A 20582-nucleotide genomic window follows, 5' to 3' on the forward strand; every position below is an offset into this window, starting at 1 on the left:
TGCTTTGGCAAAACTTTCTAGGTTTTTGCAAATGAGTGATGGACATCAGATTTTTGTTCGACTATATGAACCGAAAGAAACAGCTATTGGGCATTTCTATATTTTACATGGAATGGCCGAGCATGGTGGTCGTTATGACGCGTTTGCCGATGCACTTTGTGAGCTTGGGTATTTCGTTACGATACATGATCACCGTGGTCATGGAAAAACTGCAGAAATGAATGGAAGACAAGGATACTTTACAGACAACAATGGCTTTCATCGTGTTGTTCAAGATGTTTATGAATTAATTCAATATTTTCAGATGGAACATGAAGTGCGTGAAACGATATTATTCGGTCATAGTATGGGTTCCTTTTTAGCACGGAGATTTATACAACTTTATAGTCAAGAAATTGATAAATGCATTTTGTGTGGAACTGGTGCAACAACAGTTCTTCATAGCTTGGGAAATATACTGGCCAAAACTCTTTCACTTGTTCAGGGGAAGACAGTGAAAAGTTATCTAATGAATGAGTTGAGCTTCGGAAGCTTTAACAAACAATTTGCAAATGTAAAGACGGCATTTGATTGGCTATGTACTAATGAAGATGAAGTACACACTTATATTAACGACCCATTTTGTGGGTTTGTACCGACAAATCAATTTTTTGTAGATTTAACAGAAGGATTATTATTGATTAATCGAAGGAATGAAATTGCAAACATTCGAAAAGATTTGGCTGTACTATTAATAAGTGGAAGTGAAGATCCGGTAGGAAATAAAGGTGTTGGTGTTTATAAAGTTGCAAACCAATTGAAAAGAGCTGGATTAAACAATGTTGTCGTGTACCTTTTTGAAGGAATGCGCCACGAAATATTAAGAGAAAAAAATAAAGAGCATGTGTTTCATGTCGTATCGCGGTGGTTGAGTAAATGATAGAAAAGAAACGTATTGAGGTTGTAGCTATTGTTGGGCCAACAGCCTCAGGAAAAACAGCATTAAGCATTCGAATGGCAAAGGAATTTAATGGTGAAATTATTAATGGGGATTCGATGCAAATCTATAAAGGCCTCGATATTGGAACTGCAAAAATAACGGAAGAAGAAATGGAAGGTATTCCACATCATCTACTTAGCTTTAAAGATCCAACAGAAAGCTTTTCAGTTGCTGAATATCAGGTATTGGTAAGAAAGAAAATTAGTGAAATTCAAAGTAGAGGGAAGCTGCCCATCATCGTTGGGGGAACAGGGCTATATGTACAGGCCGCATTATATGACTTCCAGTTTACAAAAGAGGAAGTAGAACTAGAAGCTCGGAAAAAATATTATGATGAGTTGGCTACTATTGGACCAGAGGCAATGCATAAAAAATTAGCAATGCTTGACCCGGAAATTGCAAATTCAATTCACCCGAATAATACTCGTCGTGTTATTCGAGCACTTGAAATGATTGAATTACATGGTGTGTCAAAAGCAGCTGAGGAGTATAACCGAGGAAATATTCCACTGTATCACCATTTGATTATCGGTTTGGACATGGATCGAGAAAAGTTATACGAACGCATTAATTTACGAGTAGATTTAATGATGGAAAATGGCCTGCTTGATGAAGTGAAAAGTTTGTGGGATAAAAAAATTCGCAATGTGCAGTCTGTTCAAGCAATTGGATATAAGGAGCTATACGCATATTTTGATGGTTTAATCACTCTTGAAGAAGCTATTGAACAATTAAAACAGAATTCAAGAAGATATGCGAAGCGACAATTGACCTACTTTCGAAACAAAATGGATGTTAAGTGGGTTGGAAACGATTGGGATGAAATTAAAAAGTTTTCTAAAATTTTTAATATTAAAGAAGGGAATTAATTTCCACTTGCCGAATACGTACTAATAGAATAAATAGACGAGGTGTACGGCATGAAATCAATCAATTTACAGGATACATTTCTTAACAATCTTCGTAAAAACAATACATTTGTCACTGTGTTTTTACTAAACGGTTTTCAACTAAAAGGGTTAGTAAAGTCGTATGATAATTTTACTGTATTGTTGGAGTCAGAAGGGAAACAACACTTAATTTATAAACACGCAATTTCAACTTTTGTACCATCAAAAACAGTGCAACTCGGTTCAGACGGCGAAGACAATAATTAATATTTAAATCGGCGAAGTTAATATACTAGCCGATTTTTTACTTATTTACTATAATGGCATAGTAAATGGAAAATTTGGAGGTCTGTTCATGAAAACAATGACAACGGATGAGTTAATTAACCTATTGGACGCGAATGAAGATTTAAATATTATTGATGTACGTGAAGATTTTGAAGTTGAAGAAGGCATGATTCCTGGAGCAGTTCATATCCCGTTAGGTTCAATTCCCGAACGTGCAGCTGAACTAGATAAATCAAAGGAATATATTATGGTTTGCAAAGCTGGCGCTCGCAGTGCAAGCGCTTGCGAATATCTTGAATCACAAGGCTTTGAAGTCATCAATCTTGAAGGTGGTATGATGGCTTATGATGGTGAACTGGAGTTTAAATAATACTATTTAAAGTCTAAAAAATGTGTATTATGGTCAAAAAAGCACAACAGATGAATTTATCCAATTCATCTATGTGCTTTTTTATCTGTAGAAATAACTACTGCCGGTTTTTCTAAATCCTTTTTTAATGTTCGCACTGGCAATTTCCAATGCTTCATATATGATAAAACACGCAATGAAGTGATAACTATAAACAGCATATATAGAAAGAAGTCTCCAGTAAATAATTCTAACCCGATAATAACCCCTGCTCCAGCTGCCCAAACCGCATAAATTTCATCACGTAATACAATAGGTTTTCTTCTAGCTAGTAAATCACGAACAATTCCTCCGCCTGAACCTGTTAAAACTGCTGCTACGATAACCGCACTAAGAGGAAGCTCAAGCGATACAGCATACATTGCACCTTGAATTGCAAAAGCCGATAAACCAATGGCGTCGGTAAAATTCCCCCAACGATTCCAATGCTTTATTAAATGATGTGGAACGAGGAAAAAGATTGTAATTGCGGCAATAGCGATTTGGAACATCATTTCCTGACTCCATAATGTCGAAACTGGCAAGCCAATTAAAAGATTTCGAATAGCTCCACCACCAAATGCGGTTACAATGCCGAGTAAATACACTCCAAATAAATCATACTCTTCTTCCATTGCAACAATTGCACCTGAGATTGCAAAGGCGATTGTTCCAATAATACTAAATACATCCCATGCCATAAAACATCCCCCTTACTTCATGCAATTTTGAGAATAGCAGTTTGTAAGATATTCGTAAAGAGTTATTTTATGGTTTATCTTTAATCAAGACAAGTACTGAAGTTACCTTGCCTTTTTAGGAGGGACATGAATATAGATTATAGTTTTATTCAATAGGGCTATCCCCCTGTGCCTTTATAAGTATCATTGACTGAGATAAATGAAATTCAAAATTAAAATAGGCTTAAATGCATCAGAAATCCAATACAAAACGCCAATGTGCAATTGATTTGAAATAGCAGAAAAATGCTTGGAAAATCTAAAATAGTTGAAAAGATAAAAAGAATTGGTAAGATGATAGAGGAATTCATTAAGATCGGAGCTATTATCATGACATTTATTTCAACTTTGAAACCAGAAACAATAGAACTTGCAAGTAAAGTGGAAGAAAAAATCCGTCCATTTCATGAAAAAGTAGATAAAATGGCATTTTTCAATCAACAAAAAGTTTTAGCAGCCTTTCGTAAACACCAAGTAAGTGATTATCATTTACATCCTTCTAGTGGATACGGTTATGATGATGAGGGTCGAGATAATTTGGAAAGGGTTTATGCTGAGGTTTTTGGAGCAGAAGCAGCAATTGTACGAAGTCAAATTATTTCGGGAACACATGCTATAACATTAAGCTTATTTGGTGTGTTAAGACCAGGTGACGAATTGGTTTATATTACTGGAAAACCGTATGATACGCTTCAATCAATCGTTGATGGGGGAGATAAGGATACAGGGTCATTAAAAGATTTTGGGATAAGTTATCAACATGTAGACTTAATTGATGATCATGAAATTGATTGGAACGGTGTAGTTGCGTCCATTAACGAACGTACAAAAATGGTTGCGATTCAACGTTCAAAAGGTTATGCAAGTCGACCATCATTCACGATTTCAGAAATTCAAGAAATGTGTAAAAAAATCCGTGACATTAAGCGAGATGTCGTTATTTTTGTAGACAATTGCTATGGTGAATTTGTTGAGGCATTGGAACCAACAGAGGTTGGAGCAGATCTAATGGCTGGATCACTAATTAAAAATCCAGGTGGGGGATTAGCTAAAATCGGTGGTTATATTGCAGGGCGTGCAGATTTAATAGAAAAATGCGCTTATAGAATGACCTCACCTGGCATTGGAGCAGAAGCAGGTGCTTCATTAAATACTCTAGCGGATTTCTACCAAGGTTTTTTCTTAGCACCGCATGTTGTTGCACAAAGTTTAAAGGGTGCAATTTTTACATCTGCTATGCTTGAAGAAGTGGGGATGTCAACATACCCCCATTATACAGATAATCGTACGGATTTAATACAGTCCGTGTCATTCCAAACTGCTCAGCAAATGGTGGAATTTTGCCAAGAAATTCAAGCGGCATCACCAATTAATGCCCATTTTGCTCCAGTACCAGCTTACATGCCAGGGTACGAAGATGACGTCATTATGGCTGCTGGAACTTTTGTACAAGGTTCAAGTATTGAACTTACAGCTGACGGTCCAATTCGTCCACCATTTACAGCTTATATTCAAGGTGGATTAACTTACGAGCACGTAAAGTTTGCTATCTGCAGCGCGGTACAAAAACTAAAATAATTTTTAAAGCGGTTCTGAAAGGAATCGCTTATTTATATTTATTAGAAAAAATGAAGTTGATCCTGAAAGTTCGAAAAATACTGTCCTTTCTTCCTTGTTAAAATGATTAATAACATAAGGAAAATAAAAATATAGTAAATAAAAACGACAACAGATTGGAGTAATTTATGACTTATATGAGTCGAAATCGGAACTTCAACTTCATATTAAAACATTTTGTTTTTATGTGGGTACTAACTATCTTAGGTGTACTGCTCGCAACAATGCTGCCATACTCCATTGTTATACCATTAGCAATTCTAAGTATTGTGTTGTTAGTGAGTACATATCTGATGCAAAAAATTCAACTTCCCAACATTATTCTTTATTTAATTCCTTTTTTCCTAGGAATGCTTGAATTTTTAATTATGATTGTTTTTATTGAATGGCTCGGGACAGCATTAGTCATATCCGTTTATATTGGAACCATTATTATTTTTCTATTATTAGCGTTTCTTGGATTAAAATTAACATTTGAAGTTCCAGATATGGCAAATTATCTATTAACGATATTATCTGTATTTGTTGTGTTCGCTTTTATTTATATTTTTATTCCAATAAGCAGTTCATTTTTCTTAATTCTGTGTGGCCTTTTTGTTTTAATGTTTGCTCTCTATACGGTTTATGAGTTAAATATAATGAGGAACAATTTTGTGAAGGACAGTGAAGTAATAGTAATTGCTCTAGGACTTTATTTAAATTTTATAAATATGTTTTTAAATATTCGAGAGTTTACTAATCATATAAGAAAATAATGTTTATCCTAAAACTGCCTCCCATTTATTTAAGGTGAGGCAGTTTTAGTTATTGATTGAATGTTAGTTAACAAGAAATGTTATTATTGATTTTTATGCTTTGTGTATGTTATATGCTTAATATTGATTGTATTTTGTAAATAGTGCAACTATTTCTTATATTTTTATGTTAGTTTTTCTTACGTGACATTGACAATATATATGGTCGAGAGTATGATGGTTGAAAGGGAGGTGAATTAAATGAGTAGTGAAAATAGCAGATCTAGTGAAATAAGAAGATCAATGCCGCTTTTACCGATAAGTACTGTTATGCAATTAACAGAACTTTCAGCGCGTCAAATTCGCTATTATGAAGAACATGATTTAATTCAGCCACACCGTACAGAAGGCAATCGAAGAATGTTTTCTCTAAATGATGTAGACACTCTTCTTGATATTAAAGATATGCTTGAACAAGGCGTAAACATGGCAGGAATTAAAAAAGTATTTGACATGAAGAACAATCCTGCAGTTCAAGCTGCAAAAGCAAAAGAAGAAATTTCCGATTCAGAATTACGGCGAATTTTACGTGAAGAAATGCGTATTTCAGGGCGCCATCAAAAACCATCTTTAAGACAAGGAGATTTATCGCGATTTTATCAATAATTCGCGTAAATTATAAATTTATTTACTAAACATATTTGCTAGTAAGGGAAGAGTAGGAGTGTGGAATTCTGTGGGTAAATACACAAAAGAAGACATTAAACGTCTTGTAGAAGAAAAAGAAGTAAAATACATTCGTTTACAATTTACAGACATTTTAGGAACAATCAAAAACGTAGAAATTCCAGTAAGTCAATTAGATAAAGCATTAGACAATAAAATGATGTTTGACGGTTCTTCTATTGAAGGTTTTGTTCGTATTGAAGAATCTGATATGTACTTATATCCTGATCTTGATACTTTTATGGTATTCCCATGGACTACTGAAAATGGTAAAGTAGCTCGTTTTATTTGTGATATTTATACTGCAGACGGCGAACCATTCGCAGGCGACCCTCGTAACAACTTAAAACGAGTTTTAAAAGGAATGGAGGAGCTGGGCTTTACACACTTTAACTTAGGGCCAGAGCCAGAATTCTTCCTATTCAAATTAGATGCAAAAGGCGAACCTACTTTAGAAGTAAACGATCATGGTGGTTATTTCGACTTAGCACCAACAGACCTTGGAGAAAACTGCCGTCGTGATATCGTATTAGAGCTTGAAGAAATGGGCTTTGAAATTGAAGCTTCTCACCACGAAGTAGCGCCAGGTCAACACGAAATCGACTTTAAATATGCAAATGTTGTAGAAGCATGTGACAACATCCAAACGTTTAAGCTTGTTGTTAAAACGATTGCTCGTAAACATGGCTTACACGCAACATTCATGCCAAAACCATTATTTGGTGAAGCAGGTTCAGGAATGCACTGTAACGTATCTTTATTCAAAGGTAAAGAAAATGCATTCTATGATCAAAAAGCTGAAATCGGCTTATCAGAAACAGCAATGCAATTCATGGCAGGTGTACTAGCTCACGTTCAAGGATTTACAGCGGTAACAAACCCAACTGTAAACTCATATAAACGTTTAGTTCCTGGATATGAAGCACCTTGTTATGTAGCTTGGTCAGCTCAAAACCGTTCACCTTTAATTCGTGTACCAGCTTCTCGCGGTGTTTCTACACGTATTGAAGTGCGTTCAGTTGACCCATCAGCAAACCCTTATTTAGCATTAGCAGCTATTTTAGAATCTGGTTTAGAAGGCATTCGTCAAAAAATGACGCCTCCTCCAGCAATCAACCGCAATATTTACATTATGAGTGAGGAAGAACGCAAAGCAAACGGTATCGATAACTTGCCAGCTTCACTTGACGATGCACTTGTTGCGCTTGATAACGATGAAGTAATTAAACGTGCATTAGGTGAACATATCTATGCAAACTTCAAAGAAGCAAAAGAAATTGAATTCGAAATGTTCCGTACAACAGTACACCCATGGGAACGCGAACAATACTTAAAAATGTATTAATCGAAATTAATTTTTACAAATAATTTTAATAATCTAATATTAATTTTTAAGATGTCCCAGGGATTTACTTTATAAAACTTTGGGGCATTTTACATTAAGAAGAATAATAAAAATAAGGTAATAAAATGAAACTTTTAGTTTGAATAATAAGTAAATAAATATAGGGTGGTGAGCAAAGATGGAATTAATTTGGATTGGCATTGGAATCGCCGTAGCGGGATACTTTATTGGAGAAGGGTTAAAAAACTTTAAAAACCCTAATTATAAAAGTTTTATTGAAGATTTAGATGAAGATGACGGCCATGAACTTATTAAAGAAAATGAGGTACACTATTTTATCGGTATATCGAAAGAAGATGCGAAAAAATTAATACAAGAGTATCCTGATATACCGCATGTTAAATTGAATGATAATGTATATTATCCTAAAGAAAAATTACGCAATTGGTTAATGCATCTAGGCGAGAAATAAGATTTTATAACATAAAAGATTGCAAGCTTATATTCAAAAGTAAAGGAAGATATTTTATAGGGATCATTTTAATGAATATAAAAACAGAGAGGCTACTAATACGCGAATTTGAATTCGAAGATTGGCAAGCTGTATATGAGTATACATCAGACATTAATGTTATGAGGTATATACCAGAAGGGGTTTTTACTAAAGAAGATGCAAAAGACTTTGTAAATAAAAATAAAGGTGAAAAGGCAGAAAAATATCCTGTAGTACTATTAGGTGAAAATACTCTTATAGGTCACATTATTTTTCATAAGTATTTTGGAGACCATACTTATGAAATTGGATGGGTGTTTAATCCACAATATCAAAATAGAGGGTATGCTTCTGAAGCAGCACAAGCTATTTTAGAATATGCCTTTAATAACATGAATCTACATAGAATTATAGCTACATGTCAACCTGAAAATATTCCATCATACCGAGTCATGGAGAAGATTGGCATGAGAAGAGAAGGATACTTTAAAAAATGTATCCCAAAAGATAATGAATGGTGGGATGAATATTTTTACGCAATTTTGAAGGAAGAGTGGAAATAAACGATAAAGTTTCAGTATTCATTAAAAATTCAGGAATAGTGCAAAAAGGATAGACTGTTTTGATAGCAGTCTATTTTTGTTTGCCATATATCTGAAAAAACACCCCGCTTAACTAGCAACTTTTTTCGTATATAACGAGAAAAGTCGCTCTTTATAACAAAAAGTTCCTTGCTGTATGTATACTAACGCAAACTTTTTGTTTTTATCTATTTAACGTACTAATGAAGGGTTTAATAGCTTTGTATATTTAAATAAGAAAATATTGTATGCTATGCTTGTGTGTGAAAAATAAAGTTTGAATTTAAATAAAAATTTTTTGATTCCGCACAACATAGTCGAATCCAATCATTACTACCAGGTAAAAGTAAGGGGAGGTTAAATTGGAAATTATTATTGCAATATTTGTATTGATATTGGGTCTTGTATTTGGTTCCTTTTTTAATGTCGTTGGACTAAGGGTACCGATTAAGGAATCAATTCTCACCCCATCATCACATTGTAGAAACTGTCAACGCCGTTTAACAATTGTCGACTTAGTACCCGTACTTTCATACATAATTTTAAAGGGAAAATGTAGAAACTGTAGTACAAAAATTTCGCCGGTTTATTTATTAACAGAACTCGCAACCGGCTCATTATTTGCCTTTGCGTTTTGGAAAATAGGAATAGACAGCGAACTTGTTACAGCATTTTTTTTCATCTCGCTTTTAATAATCATTGTTGTTTCGGATTTTGCATATATGTTAATTCCAGATAAAATTTTACTATTCTTTCTCCCTTTTTTAGTGGCTGGGAGAATTTTATCACCACTTGATCCTTGGTGGGATAGTTTGCTTGGTGCGTTTATTAGCTTTGGCATACTTTTGTTAATTGCCATCCTCTCAAAAGGCGGCATAGGTGGAGGGGACATTAAGCTCTTTTTCTTAATAGGTCTAGTACTAGGAACTTTAAACTCTCTGCTTACACTCTTTATTGCCTCTGTGATTGGTATGATTTTCGGTGTCACTACGTTAAAAGCCCGGGGGAAAGGAACAAAAACTCCTGTACCATTTGGACCAGCTATAGCGCTGGCTGCAGTTATTGTTTATTTTTACGGAGATTCTATATTGGAATGGTATAGTAAAGTAGTTATTTAAAAGCTTAACGAAAATCGTTAAGTTTTTTTATGAATTTTACAATGCTGGATGTTACTGGATAAAATAAATTGAATTTAGGGAACTAATGTTCTAATATTAAAATATATGGAGGTGATTTGGTTGAGACCGAATTTAACAAAAAATATTAGTATTCAAAGTTTTAGAGATTTTTATTGGTTAAAAGAAGAATTACAATTATTTTGCCGACAACATGGAATAAGTGCTTCTGGCTCTAAAATGGAAATTTCCGAGAGGATTGAAGCGTTTCTTCAGACAGGAGAGATAAAAAAACCTATTAAAAAATTTACCTCTAACAAGAAGATAGAGCCGCAAACAAATTTAAGCCTTGATACAGTTATTACGGAGAATCACCGATGCAGCCAAGATGTAAGAGCGTTTTTCAAAACTGTTATTCCAAATTTTCATTTTTCTACATATATCCAAAATTACTTTAAAAATAATATTGGAAAAACATATCGTGACGTAGTTGATGCTTGGTATATAGATTTAGAGAGAAAAAAGGATCCCTCTTATAAAAAGGAAATTGCCTCTCAATTTGAGTACAATCAATTCATTCGTGACTTTTTCGCTGACCCGAAAAATCAAGGGAAAAATCGGCAAGAAGCAATTGAAGCATGGAAAAAAATAAAGAAACTTCCCGGAAGCAATAAATACATCCCTAAAAATTTTCCGTTAGATTCATTTTAAATTGTCAAATATAAATTCATTTAGATTTCAGATTTGGCTCGATCATTCCTTTTATTAAACGTTTAAGAGGTGCAAACTACAAAATACTTGGCGGAAATCATTCAATTCATTACATACATTTTTTATTGAACAGTAAGACAGGAAAGCATAAAGATGACGAATAAAGTTATTTTTGAAGGAAATGAAAGCTCCCCAAAAGAATATTCTATAACAGGTAAATTATAGATTTTTGGAGGTGCTTAAATGAAACCTATTGTCGGACTTACGATGACTAAAAGTGACAAGAAGTATAGCTTGAATGCACCATATGTTCAATCAATACTAGATGCTGGAGGTGTCCCTTTATGTATTCCGTTTGGTGTAGAAAAAGATGTAGATCAACTTATAAGTACACTTGATGGTTTGCTATTAACTGGTGGGGTAGATATTCATCCTCATTTTTTTAATGAAGAGCCTCATCTTAATCTCGGTGAAGTAAGTTTACGGAGAGATCAAGTTGAAATAGCCCTTGCCAAAGCTGCATTGAAAAATAAGCTTCCAATATTTGCGATATGCAGGGGAATACAGCTTTTAAACATTGTATTAGGTGGGGGGCTTTATCAAGATATTAATACACAATTCGAAAAAGAGCCGCTTCTTCATAATCAAAAAGCGGAACGTCATGAAGCATCTCATTTTGTAACGATAAATTCTGAAAGTCTGTTATATAAAATAATTGGAAACGATAAGATTGCTGTAAATTCTCTTCATCATCAAGCCATAAAAGATGTTCCGCATGTTTTGTTAATAACAGCTAAGGCAAGTGATGGAATAGTAGAAGCTGTGGAGTTAAAAGATTATCCGTTTTGTATTGCTGTACAGTGGCATCCAGAAGAGATGGCAGTTGCTGGCGATAAACATTCAAAGGCATTGTTTGCTGAGTTTATACAGGCTTGCACCAAGTATAAAATTTAACTCATGTGAGGGTTCATATATTTAAAGTTAAGAAGACATAAATATTGTTCATTCAAAAAAAGGTTGTCCCAAAAGTCAGATTAGACTTGCGAGACAGCCTTTTTTAGTGGAATTGACGATATAATCCTACTACTTTTCCTAAAATAGTTACTTGGTTTACTAAAATCGGATCCATGCTGGAGTTTTCTGGTTGTAGGCGAAAATGCGTTTTTTCTTTAAAGAATCGTTTTACTGTAGCTTCATCATCTTCAGTCATGGCAACTACAATATCTCCATTATTCGCAGTAGATGTTTGTTTTACCACCACGTAATCTCCATCAAGAATGCCAGCTTCTATCATCGATTCACCCATAACTTCAAGCATAAAAAGTTTATCTTCACCGACGCCATATGTATCAGGCAGAGGGAAATATTCTTCAATGTTTTCAATTGCAGTAATTGGCAGTCCGGCTGTAACCTTCCCTACAAGTGGAACATGTACAACAGATTGCTTTTGAACAGTTTCCCCTTCATTATCTAAAATTTCAATTGCACGTGGTTTTGTAGGGTCGCGGCGAATTAAACCTTTGCTTTCTAATCGTGCTAAATGACCGTGAACGGTTGAACTAGAAGCAAGACCAACAGCTTCTCCAATCTCACGAACAGATGGCGGGTAACCTTTCGTTCGAACCTCTTCTTTTATGAATGCTAAAATATCTTCTTGCCTTTTTGATATTTTTTTCAACCTTCTCACCTCTTTAAGTGAATATGTATCTCTATTAATTACATATAGTATATCAGTATGCGAACAGAAATGCAAACATAGGTTCGTTCAAAGTGTTGACAAAAACAAATGTTCGTATTAAAGTAAGAACATACATTCCGAACAAACATTCGAAAAAGGAGTAATAGACATGAATTGGTTACAAAAAAACAGTTATATTGTGGTTTTATTTACGGTTTTTATGATGATGGCAGGCTTCCTATTCATAACAGATAATGGTGATACAACATACGAACAATATGAAATCCAACATGGCGATACCCTTTGGACATTAGCGGAACAGTTTCGTGGTAAAATGACAATTGAAGAGTGGATTAAATCCGTAAAGGCTGAAAACGGCTTAAATAATGAAATAATCGTAGCTGGGCACCAAATAGCAATTCCAGTCAACGAAAATAGTAATTTTATTGCAAAAAAAATAGAGGATGAAGAGGTTCATCCTATTGAGGTAGCGGTTAAAAATAATGACAAGTAACAAGACAGCAGTTATTTATACACGAGTAAGTACAGAAAAAAATACTCAAGAGACTTCACTAGTTAGACAAGAAGAAGAATTATTACATTATGCAGAAAAAATGAATTATCAAGTGTTGAAAACGTTTCAAGATCAACAGAGCGGCTATGAAGTTGAACGAGAAGGTTTGCTTGAAATGATGGATTTTATTAAAGAAAATCATGTAAAAGCGTTATTTGTGCAGGATGAAACACGTTTAGGACGTGGTAATGCACGAATGGCTATTTTACATCTTCTTCAAAAAAGTGGGACAACTATATTTTCTTTAAACTCCGCAGGTCCAATTACATTAAATGAGATGGATACAATGCTTCTTGAAATTTTAGCAATTGTTGAAGAATATCAAAGGAAGATTCATAATGCGAAAATTAAAAGAGGTATGCGTCGCGCGGTTGAGAATGGATATAGGCCTGAACTAAACATAAAAAATCGGCACAACCACGATGGCCGTGAACGAATTGATGTACCGATTGAAGAAATTGTGAAGCTCCGTCAAAAGGGACTTACCTTTCAAGAGATTGCTTCAACTTTAAGAGGTTTAGGATTCGAAGTTAGTAAAGCAACAGTACATCGCAGATATACTGAATATATTGAGGATGGAGAAAATTAAATATTATTCTTCTGTTTTTAATTTTATTTATTGATGCAGGAGTATTCGCATAGAGTCAAACTAAAATAGCAAATAATAAAATTGATGGCATTTTATTATTTGCTATCTATTATTTTAGAATATACTCAATCAAATGTTACTACAGTACGACCTACATTGCTGCAGCTGTGGTTATGGAAACTATCTATTGCAATGTTAATATCATCTAGTTTAATAGTTTTTAAAATCAGCTCATCAAGCTTCAATTTTCCATCTAAATATAGTTGTGCAATTACAGGGAAGTCTTTCAATGGCTGAATATCGCCATAAAAGCTACCTTTAATTGTTTTGCCTACACGATGAAAACCACCTGCTGGTAGATTTAATGTTTGATTTGGATTGAAGGCACCAACAATTACTATTGTGCCTCCTTTACGCGTACTATGCCATGCGGTTTCAGTAGCACGCGTGTTTCCAGTACAATCTATTGAATAATGGACACCCAAACCATTTGTTAAACCTTTAATTTGTTCAAAGGAGTCAGGTATAGATGTATTAACAGTATGTGTTGCACCAAATTGCTTAGCTAATTCTAAGTTGCTCTCTTTAATATCACAAGCAATGATTTTACTTGCACCAGCAATTTTAGCACCTTGGATTGCATTGATACCAACACCACCTATACCAAAAACTGCAACAGTTGAACCGGGCGTTACACCAGCAGCTTTTACAGCAGCCCCATAACCGGTAGCAACACCACAGCCGATAAGTGCAGCCTGCGCCATAGGCATACCATCAGGAAGTTTAACACAAGACATCTCAGGTACAACCGCATATTCAGCAAATGTTGATAGTAATGAATTATGATAAATGGTCTCTCCATTAATATGAAGGCGAGAAGTACCATCTAATAATGTTCCATCAAACATTGGGTCAAATGCAGATTCACACAAATTGACAGTTCCATCCAAGCAGAACTCACAAACACCACAATACGGCACCCAGCTTAGTGCAACTTTGTCTCCAACTTTTACTGTCTTAACCGAAGAACCAACTGCAACTACAATCCCAGCACCTTCGTGTCCTAAAATTGTTGGGGTAGGGGTAGTTGGGTCTTCTATAGCATTTAAATCACTGTGGCAAACGCCTGTTGCACCGATCTTCACAAGTACTTCGTTTTCTTTTGGATTTAGTAAATGTACTTCTTTTATTTCTAATGGTTTGTTTGTTTCCATTAATACAGCAGCTCTCATTATTGCACCTCTTCTATTTAGTATGCGAACCATATAGCTCGTTTTGAAACAAATGAATTTAATGAATGAATTGCATATTCTTTTCCCCAGCCACTTTGCTTAATACCACCGAAAGGACTTGCCATATCGTAGCATCCATAACGATTGACAAATACCATACCAGCTTTTAATTGATTTGCAACTCGATGAGCACGTGACGGGTCTCCCGTCCACAAACCGGCACCTAGTCCATATATAGTATCATTTGCCATCTCAATAACTTCTTCTTCTGTTTTGAAAGGAATCACACATAATACAGGACCAAAAATCTCTTCTTGTGCTACTGTCATTTTATTGTGTACATTTGCAATAATTGTTGGTTTTATAAAATAGCCGTTTGCATTAGTACCTTCTAAATCACGTTCACCACCGGCAACAATTGATGCACCCTCAACACGGGCACTTTCAATGTACTCTAAAATAGATTCCATATGAGCTTTTGTACATTGTGCACCTTGATCACTGTTCGGATCGAATGGGTCTCCACATTTGTAGTTTCGTGCCCGTTCAGATATTTTTTCTACAACATAATCATAGATGGTCTCTTGCACAAAAAGTCTTGTAGGAGAAGAGCATTTTTCACCTTTGTGAGTGAATAATGCAATAAATGAACGCTCTATAGCTGCGTCTAAATCTTTATAATCATCAAAAATAATATTTGGTGATTTGCCGCCAAGTTCAAGTGTGACAGGTTTTAAATTGCTATCGGCTGAATTACGTAATAATTGCTTTCCAATTTTTGTGGAGCCAGTAAAAGAAAGTTTATCAATGTCAGGGTGTTTACTAATCCAAGAGCCAACCTTACTATCTCCGACTAATAAATTAATAGTTCCTGGCGGCAAAACATTATTGTCATCTAAAATTTCAAAGAAACGTATAGCAGAAAATGAAGTTGCATTAGCTGGCTTTAGTAACACTGTATTGGCCATTGCTAAAGCAGGTGCCATTTTTAGAGCTGCCATTTGTAATGGGAAATTAAATGGAACGATTTGACCACATACACCTATTGGGTCTGCAGTAGTTACGCTTAAAAAATTGCCTTCAACTGGGTTGTTTTCTGTATAAAATTTATCAGTCCAACCTGCATAATATTCGAATAGTTCGATGCACTCCGTCATGTCTTCCCAAGATTCTGTATAAAGTTTTCCATTATCCAAGGATTCTAACGTTGCTAACTCTGCTTGATGTTTCTTAATTAAAGCACCGATTGATTGTAAAATTTTAGCACGATTTTTTCGAGTGACTTTCTTCCAATCGTCGCTTTCAAGTGCTTTTCGTGCAGCAGCTACCGCATCATTTACTAGCTTCTCTGTTGCAATTTCATAATTTCCATTAATTTCGCCCGTTGCAGGATTGATAGATTCGATTAGTTCATTTGTGCCAGTTTTTACCCATTCACCATTTACATAAGAGCACTTAATTTCCTTAAGCCATTCTTTAGCCCATTCTAATTTTGGCTGTTCAATTCCGTTAAATTGTGCAGTTGTCATTAATATCACCTCAAATTAGATTCATTAACTTTATTTCTTCAAAACTATGTTTCTTTAATAATTCATTCACTTTTGTGTAGCCAATCTTTTGTTTTAAACGTGATAGGTAGGGGATAGGTGAGCTTGCCAACTCAGAGCAACGCTGTTCATTTATTTCAATCCCTGCAATACATTTATTACGGAAAAGCTCTGTGACATTGGTTATTAAATTAATTTGGTCAAGTATGTTAAATACAGCAAAGCTTTCAAATACATTTAAATTTAATTCTGCGTGTTCAAGTGCACCACAAACTGATCGGTGAATTCCCAAAACTTGTAGAGAGCATTGAATAACTGTTTCGGGAATAACAGGATTTATCTTTCCAGGAAAGAATGAAGAGCCGTTTTGAACAGCTGGTAGCTTTATTTCATTAAATCCACCATAAGGTCCGGAAGATAAAATACGTAGATCTTTGGCAATTTTTAAATAGGCATTACTTAGCTGTGCTAATTGATTGGAGACATCTATAAATAAATCAATGTTTTGTGCACAATCAATTAAGTTTGGATTTTTTTCTAGAGGAAGCTTAATCTCATCCTTTAAAATTCCTACTATATTTTTTTTGTAATAATCCGATGCCCCATCTCCAGTACCCACTACAGTTCCACCTAAATTAATTAAAAGTAATGGTTGGATGGATGCTTCTATGGAAACTGCTCTCCGTTTTAACAATTCAATATAGGCGCTAAAAAAATCATAAAAACGAATAGGGAGCGCGTCTTGTAAACAAGTGCGAGACATTGTTTCAACATCTGAATACTCGTTTGATTTCGCACTAAAGGCTTCAATCAATAGATGAACTTGTGAAATTAATTGTTTAGCTAAAATGAAAATAGTAATTCTACTTGTCGTACTACAAACATCAGCAGTTGATTGGGATAGATTAACATCTTCAATCGGATGAACTTTAAATGTGGAATGTTGAAGTTTCTGATTTGCAAGTGATGTTAATACTTCATTCACATTCATATTAATTCCGATTCCGCCTCCGCCATGAAATACATCAACTGGAAAGTGTTCCAAAAAATCACCTGCTTGAATTTTTTTACATGCATATTCAATGGCGTTGAACTTGTCATCAGAAATTAATTTTTCATAATTATTGGCTTTTGCAGCAGCTAACTTTACTGATGCAATTGTTTTAAGGTATTCAGGGTAATTTGATAACGGCTTATTAGAAAAAGACATATTTTGTAATGTACGGACCGTCTGAATACCATAAAGTAATTTTTCATCAATTTCTATTTGTCCAAAGGAATCACTTTCAATTCTAATCAACAAACCACCCCTTTGTTCATATTATGAACATTTAATTCACTATGTGAACTTAAGAGCATTATAATTGCAGCTTCTTAAAATTGTCAATACTTCAATTATTTTATGTTATATTAGTTTTATGATGGCGAATGAAGGAAAAACAACAACAGTACAATCAGTCGAACGTGCACTGGATTTGTTAGAGCTTGTAGCAAATAGTGAACAATCAATTTCAATTATGGAGTTGATGGAAAAAACGGGGTTAAACCGAACAACGATTTGGAGAATATTAGGTACTTTAGAAAAAAGGGGATATATTGAGAAAGATGAAGTAACAAAAAATTATCAAAGAGGAGTGAAACTTTACCAATTAGTGAGGGGTAATGATAGCTATAGTTATTTAGTAAAAGTTATACAACCTTATATGGAGGAAATTAGTAAGAAATACAATGAAACTGTCATTTTAAGCGTATTTCAAAATAAAAAAATGTATAACATTTGCCAGGTGGATCCTGAGCAAACGGTTCGTTTAATGAACTATACAAATACTTTTTCACCGTTACATTGTTCTTCTAATGGTAAATTGCAGCTTAGTTATTTTACTGAGGAAGAACTGGAATCTTATTTAATGTATCCTCTTGAAGAATTCTCTTCTTTCACTATTACTAATAGACAAGCACTGAAGAAACAATTAAAAGAAATAAGTCAGCAAAAATATAGTCTTTCCATTGGAGAATATGATGAGAGCGAGAACGCTATTTCTATAGCAATTGAGGCAAATAATAATCCAATCGCTTTTATAACACTTGGAGGACCTGCTTTTCGAATTTCGGAGAAAGATTTACGTGAAGCTGCCCCGCAACTGTTGGAGGTGGCAAAAGAAATCTCAAGTAAATTAATTTAAGTAAAGAGCTAACCAAAAAGGGAAAGTTTTGGTTAGCTCTTTTACTATTTATAAAAGTAATCTACTACTAAAGTTGGCAGTCTCTTTTGACAGAAGAATACTCCAAGTGAACAACCTACTTTTTACATTCGGTACACTTTTCTAAATTCTGAAGGAGAGATATTCATTATTTTTTTAAATTTACGACTTAAGTAAAAACCATTTTGAAAGCCACATTTTTCCGCAATTACATCTAAATTATCTGTAGTTTCAATTAGTAAAGTTCTTACAAGCCGCAAACGCACCATTGTTAAGTAATCAATAGGATTAACACCTACTTGTTTCATAAAGCGGCGAGTTAGTTGAGAAGAGTTAAGGCGATGCTTTTCAGCCAACTCTTGGAAGCTTATTTTATCTTCAAAATTATTATTTATATATGTGATGATATCTACAATAACCTCATCTTTAATTTGTGGCTCTTCTTCTAATATAAATAATTCATTTTCTATTAATAATTGAATTGAAATATCGTAAATTAGGTGAGCTTTAACTTGTTTACTATATTCATCCTCTGAAAATGAAAGTTTAGCAAAAAAATTATAGGTTGATTTTAATCTTTCAAGATTTTGTAGAGTATTTACTCCAACTCGGAAATAATTTTTCATATCACTATCAGCACTAGCCTGAAAAAAGTGGAATTTCAAAGGGCTAACAGCTCTACGGAATAGTGGATACTGGGGAGGGCAAACGATAATATCCCCAAATTTAGCAATACCAGTGGTGTCAAGATATTTATACTCCATTTCACCTTCTTCAATACAAAAAAATGACCAATGAGGGTATGTATCATGCGATAATTGAAATTCCTCGATTGGATTCCAATAAGAGTGTTGATGAATGGAAAAGCTATTTTTCTTTAATAATTCATCTATCAAAATTTTCACTCCTTTGCAAAAAAGTATATGTTTTTGGAAAAAACGTGTATTCATTAATCATTAATAATTGTATAGAATGTAAAAAAATATTGAAAGCGCTTTTTTGGAGGAGATAGGATTGAAGATTACTGGAATTGAAGTAAAACATTATTTATTACCTTTAGATCCACCATTTAAAGCTGCGTGGGATCCGCAGCCAAGGAAGAAATTTGCATCTACAGTTGTATATGTCCACACTGACTCAGGAATTACAGGAATAGGCTCTGGAGACTTAATGATGGGGCTAAGTGGTCATGAACATTTATTTATTGGACAAGATCCATTTAATATCGAGCGTCATAACCAAGTTATTTCAAATATTGATTTCCATTATGGACGTTGTTGGCCATTAGATTTAGCACTTTGGGATTTAATGGGGAAAGCTACAAATCAACCTGTATATAAGCTTCTAGGTGCAAAAAATGAGAAAATACTTGCTTATGCTTCTACTGGTGAAATTGTTACTCCGGAAGTAAGAGCAGAACGAGCATTACAGTTTATTGAGCAAGGCTTTAAAGCTATGAAAATTCGTTTCCACCATACCGACGTAAGAGATGATATTAAAGTGGTCGAAGAAGTACGAAAAGCAGTAGGAGATAAACTAGAAATTATGGTAGATGCCAACCAAGGATGGAAAATGCCATGGGATACAGAACGTACTTGGGATTTAAAAAAAGCGACTTCAGTAGCACGTGAGCTGGAGAAGTTGGATGTATTTTGGTTAGAAGAACCATTAGCTTGTCATGAATTTAAAAATATGGCAAAACTGCGAGATAAGGTTGAAATTCGTATAGCTGGCGGTGAAATGAACCGCAACTGGTATGACTTCCGAGAAATGAATCGCAACAACTCTTTAGACGTTTACCAGCCAGATGTAGCATTAACAGGTGGGATTACAGGGGTTAAAAAAATAGCTGAGTTGGTACAGGGTCAGGGGGCTTGGTTCAGTCCACACACTTGGACTAATGGGATTGGAGTTTTAGGGAATCTTCATTTAGCGCTGGGGGTAAGTAATTGCCCATATTTAGAATTCCCATACGATCCTCCAGCGTGGTCAAATGAGCGTCGTGATTTCGTGCAAGTAGATAAATTAATGATAGATTCCGACGGTTATCTGCAAGCATCTCAAAAACCGGGATTAGGATTTGAACTTGATCAGCAAGCACTTGAAAAATACGAAATAAAACACTTTTATGTAGGTGAAACAGTTTAGGGGGGA

General features: G+C 34.6%; 23 protein-coding genes. 17 read left to right on the forward strand and 6 right to left on the reverse strand.

The window, feature by feature from the left end; all coding sequences use genetic code 11:
* Positions 1 to 4: 4 nt before the first annotated feature.
* From MKY04_RS07465 to MKY04_RS07480, 4 genes are all read left to right on the forward strand, one after another.
* Positions 5 to 919, forward strand: a complete 915-nt coding sequence (locus tag MKY04_RS07465; protein WP_246020342.1) for an alpha/beta fold hydrolase — start codon at positions 5 to 7, stop codon at positions 917 to 919.
* Positions 916 to 1848, forward strand: a complete 933-nt coding sequence (gene miaA, locus MKY04_RS07470) for a tRNA (adenosine(37)-N6)-dimethylallyltransferase MiaA (RefSeq protein ID WP_346235584.1) — start codon at positions 916 to 918, stop codon at positions 1846 to 1848. Before MKY04_RS07465 ends, miaA begins: the two co-directional genes overlap by 4 nt.
* 51 nt (positions 1849 to 1899) lie before the next feature.
* Positions 1900 to 2136, forward strand: coding sequence for an RNA chaperone Hfq (gene hfq / locus MKY04_RS07475; protein ID WP_126294804.1), 237 nt, complete (start codon positions 1900 to 1902; stop codon positions 2134 to 2136).
* Positions 2137 to 2224: 88 nt separating this feature from the next.
* The gene (locus tag MKY04_RS07480) at positions 2225 to 2527 is read left to right on the forward strand and encodes a rhodanese-like domain-containing protein (protein WP_126294805.1); all 303 of its coding nucleotides are present in this window, start codon (positions 2225 to 2227) and stop codon (positions 2525 to 2527) included.
* Between the two features lie 65 nt (positions 2528 to 2592).
* Here the strand turns inward: MKY04_RS07480 and MKY04_RS07485 are convergent, their stop codons facing one another.
* On the reverse strand, positions 2593 to 3246 hold the full coding sequence (locus MKY04_RS07485; protein ID WP_126296311.1) for a trimeric intracellular cation channel family protein: 654 nt from the start codon (positions 3244 to 3246) through the stop codon (positions 2593 to 2595).
* Positions 3247 to 3615: 369 nt separating this feature from the next.
* Here MKY04_RS07485 and MKY04_RS07490 point away from each other — a divergent pair, with 369 nt between their 5' ends.
* The 9 genes from MKY04_RS07490 to MKY04_RS07530 all read left to right on the forward strand — a co-directional run bounded on the left by MKY04_RS07490 (position 3616) and on the right by MKY04_RS07530 (position 11561).
* Complete coding sequence (locus MKY04_RS07490; protein WP_126296312.1) at positions 3616 to 4863, forward strand: aminotransferase class I/II-fold pyridoxal phosphate-dependent enzyme; 1248 nt, start codon at positions 3616 to 3618, stop codon at positions 4861 to 4863.
* 167 nt (positions 4864 to 5030) lie between these two features.
* Positions 5031 to 5657 carry a Bax inhibitor-1 family protein gene (locus MKY04_RS07495; RefSeq protein ID WP_126296310.1) on the forward strand — a complete coding sequence of 209 codons (627 nt, stop codon included), beginning with the start codon at positions 5031 to 5033 and terminating at the stop codon, positions 5655 to 5657.
* Positions 5658 to 5897: 240 nt separating this feature from the next.
* A complete protein-coding gene (locus tag MKY04_RS07500; protein ID WP_126296309.1) occupies positions 5898 to 6302 on the forward strand; it encodes a MerR family transcriptional regulator in 405 nt (134 codons plus the stop codon).
* Between the two features lie 70 nt (positions 6303 to 6372).
* Positions 6373 to 7707 (forward strand): type I glutamate--ammonia ligase, encoded by a 1335-nt coding sequence (gene glnA, locus MKY04_RS07505; RefSeq protein ID WP_126296308.1) that lies wholly within the window; start codon positions 6373 to 6375, stop codon positions 7705 to 7707.
* A 178-nt stretch (positions 7708 to 7885) separates the two neighbouring features.
* Positions 7886 to 8179 (forward strand): DNA-binding protein, encoded by a 294-nt coding sequence (locus MKY04_RS07510; RefSeq protein ID WP_126296307.1) that lies wholly within the window; start codon positions 7886 to 7888, stop codon positions 8177 to 8179.
* Between the two features lie 71 nt (positions 8180 to 8250).
* Positions 8251 to 8763, forward strand: a complete 513-nt coding sequence (locus MKY04_RS07515; protein ID WP_126296306.1) for a GNAT family N-acetyltransferase — start codon at positions 8251 to 8253, stop codon at positions 8761 to 8763.
* A gap of 380 nt (positions 8764 to 9143) precedes the next feature.
* On the forward strand, positions 9144 to 9899 hold the full coding sequence (locus tag MKY04_RS07520) for a prepilin peptidase (protein ID WP_346235585.1): 756 nt from the start codon (positions 9144 to 9146) through the stop codon (positions 9897 to 9899).
* 120 nt (positions 9900 to 10019) lie between these two features.
* Positions 10020 to 10607, forward strand: a complete 588-nt coding sequence (locus tag MKY04_RS07525; protein ID WP_346235586.1) for a DUF6434 domain-containing protein — start codon at positions 10020 to 10022, stop codon at positions 10605 to 10607.
* Positions 10608 to 10850: 243 nt separating this feature from the next.
* Positions 10851 to 11561 (forward strand): gamma-glutamyl-gamma-aminobutyrate hydrolase family protein, encoded by a 711-nt coding sequence (locus MKY04_RS07530; RefSeq protein WP_346235587.1) that lies wholly within the window; start codon positions 10851 to 10853, stop codon positions 11559 to 11561.
* Positions 11562 to 11664: 103 nt separating this feature from the next.
* On the opposite strand, the gene lexA is transcribed toward MKY04_RS07530, so the two are convergent.
* Positions 11665 to 12285 (reverse strand): transcriptional repressor LexA, encoded by a 621-nt coding sequence (gene lexA, locus MKY04_RS07535; protein ID WP_346235588.1) that lies wholly within the window; start codon positions 12283 to 12285, stop codon positions 11665 to 11667.
* 169 nt (positions 12286 to 12454) lie between these two features.
* Here lexA and yneA point away from each other — a divergent pair, with 169 nt between their 5' ends.
* Together yneA and MKY04_RS07545 are read left to right on the forward strand one after the other, a co-directional pair.
* Positions 12455 to 12799: a cell division suppressor protein YneA gene (gene yneA / locus MKY04_RS07540; RefSeq protein WP_246020458.1), complete on the forward strand. Its 345-nt coding sequence runs from the start codon at positions 12455 to 12457 to the stop codon at positions 12797 to 12799.
* On the forward strand, positions 12789 to 13448 hold the full coding sequence (locus tag MKY04_RS07545) for a YneB family resolvase-like protein (RefSeq protein ID WP_346235589.1): 660 nt from the start codon (positions 12789 to 12791) through the stop codon (positions 13446 to 13448). The genes yneA and MKY04_RS07545 overlap by 11 nt, the downstream gene beginning before the upstream one ends.
* Before the next feature lie 125 nt (positions 13449 to 13573).
* On the opposite strand, the gene MKY04_RS07550 is transcribed toward MKY04_RS07545, so the two are convergent.
* From MKY04_RS07550 to MKY04_RS07560, 3 genes are read right to left on the reverse strand one after another with little or no spacing between them, the layout of a single operon-like run.
* Positions 13574 to 14680, reverse strand: coding sequence for a Zn-dependent alcohol dehydrogenase (locus MKY04_RS07550; protein ID WP_346235590.1), 1107 nt, complete (start codon positions 14678 to 14680; stop codon positions 13574 to 13576).
* 17 nt (positions 14681 to 14697) lie between these two features.
* Positions 14698 to 16209, reverse strand: a complete 1512-nt coding sequence (locus tag MKY04_RS07555) for an aldehyde dehydrogenase family protein (protein WP_346235591.1) — start codon at positions 16207 to 16209, stop codon at positions 14698 to 14700.
* A 10-nt stretch (positions 16210 to 16219) separates the two neighbouring features.
* Complete coding sequence (locus MKY04_RS07560) at positions 16220 to 17527, reverse strand: lyase family protein (RefSeq protein WP_346235592.1); 1308 nt, start codon at positions 17525 to 17527, stop codon at positions 16220 to 16222.
* A gap of 64 nt (positions 17528 to 17591) precedes the next feature.
* Between MKY04_RS07560 and MKY04_RS07565 the strand changes: the two genes are divergently transcribed.
* Positions 17592 to 18410 carry an IclR family transcriptional regulator gene (locus tag MKY04_RS07565; RefSeq protein ID WP_126295779.1) on the forward strand — a complete coding sequence of 273 codons (819 nt, stop codon included), beginning with the start codon at positions 17592 to 17594 and terminating at the stop codon, positions 18408 to 18410.
* A gap of 122 nt (positions 18411 to 18532) precedes the next feature.
* On the opposite strand, the gene MKY04_RS07570 is transcribed toward MKY04_RS07565, so the two are convergent.
* Positions 18533 to 19324 carry an AraC family transcriptional regulator gene (locus MKY04_RS07570; protein ID WP_346235593.1) on the reverse strand — a complete coding sequence of 264 codons (792 nt, stop codon included), beginning with the start codon at positions 19322 to 19324 and terminating at the stop codon, positions 18533 to 18535.
* 118 nt (positions 19325 to 19442) lie between these two features.
* Here MKY04_RS07570 and MKY04_RS07575 point away from each other — a divergent pair, with 118 nt between their 5' ends.
* Positions 19443 to 20576: a mandelate racemase/muconate lactonizing enzyme family protein gene (locus MKY04_RS07575; RefSeq protein WP_126295777.1), complete on the forward strand. Its 1134-nt coding sequence runs from the start codon at positions 19443 to 19445 to the stop codon at positions 20574 to 20576.
* Positions 20577 to 20582: the final 6 nt, after the last annotated feature.

The sequence above is a fragment of the Lysinibacillus telephonicus genome (assembly GCF_039654155.1).
In the GTDB taxonomy this organism is placed as follows: domain Bacteria; phylum Bacillota; class Bacilli; order Bacillales_A; family Planococcaceae; genus Ureibacillus; species Ureibacillus telephonicus.